The organism is Synechococcus sp. WC10meta, from assembly GCF_047461475.1.
This window is the reverse complement of the sequence record NZ_JANSHF010000038.1, coordinates 1-1141: the sequence shown is the minus strand read 5'-3', so window position 1 is coordinate 1141 and position 1141 is coordinate 1. Positions and strand designations below refer to the sequence as shown.

The window sequence follows — 1141 nt, the reverse complement described above, 5'->3', positions numbered from 1 at the left end:
ATGTAGGCTGTACACCGGAGCAGTTGCAATGGATAGGTCAGTACGTTGACCACATCGTTGAGCCAGGTTGGAACTATGATATTCCCGACATTGATAGACAACCCAAGTATCTCAAGGCACTAGTTTCTAGGCCTTTCCTTCCTGAATACTTTCCAGGCTATGAAGTTTATATTTGGATTGATGCAGATGCTTGGGTGCAAGACTGGTCTGCGATTGATCTTCTTGTCTTAGGAGCAAAAAGAAAGAGCTTCTCAATAGTTCCAGAGTTAGTAGCTAAACATAAGAATAGACCCTGGATGCAAACTTGGATATCTTGGCACTACCACCTTTACTTCTACCACACGGAATTTGATCGTTTAGATATAGAGCCTCTGCTAAATGCTGGTGTGTTTTCTGGTGCCAGACAGTCTATTCATTGGTCAATATGGGGCAAGAGATTAGGTCAAGCTATTTCTAGGTGCCTTGATTTGTGGACAGACCAGTTTGCTCTAAACGTGGCTATTTATAGAGATATAGGTCTGGATAGAGTTGAACTTTTGCCATTAAATTGCAACTGGCTAGCCCATTATGAGATGCCCCAATGGGATTTGCAAAGGAAGATTTGGGTAGATCCTTTTCCACCTCACAATCCAGTAGGAATCATACATCTTACAGCCGACGTTAAGGTGAGACCAACTCATATTGCGCTTACAACTGAAGGTTTTAAGATTGAAGCTAGCTTGCGGTATGCAGGCATCATCCCCACTCCGGTCAAGAGATACGACTACGTATCGCCTAACCAGATTAGAATACATCTTGACCATAGCTTTCCTTCAATGATTGCGGCCGAGCCAAGCTCTCACCCCTGGCCTTATCTACGGAAAGAAGTTCCTCACCTTTGGTATACGGATCTACGTCAACCTACCATCGGCTTTGTTAGTCGAGACGAGGCTCATATTCTGTACAATACTGCCCTTAAGCTACAAGGAAAAAACGCCCTAGAGATCGGCTGTTGGCTAGGTTGGTCAACTGCGCACCTGGCGGCAGGAGGAGTTATTCTCGATGTGGTAGATCCTGCTCTGGCTGATCCCCAGATTTATGGAAGTGTGGATCAATCTCTTCGCTCGGCTGGAGTTCGCTCTAATGTCAATCTCTACCCTGG

The 1141-nt window shown here is 45.2% G+C and carries 1 pseudogene; it reads left to right on the top strand.

Going from position 1 to position 1141, the window contains the following annotated elements:
• Window positions 1-1141 (top strand): annotated as a pseudogene (locus NW804_RS10335) (macrocin O-methyltransferase); the annotation flags it as partial.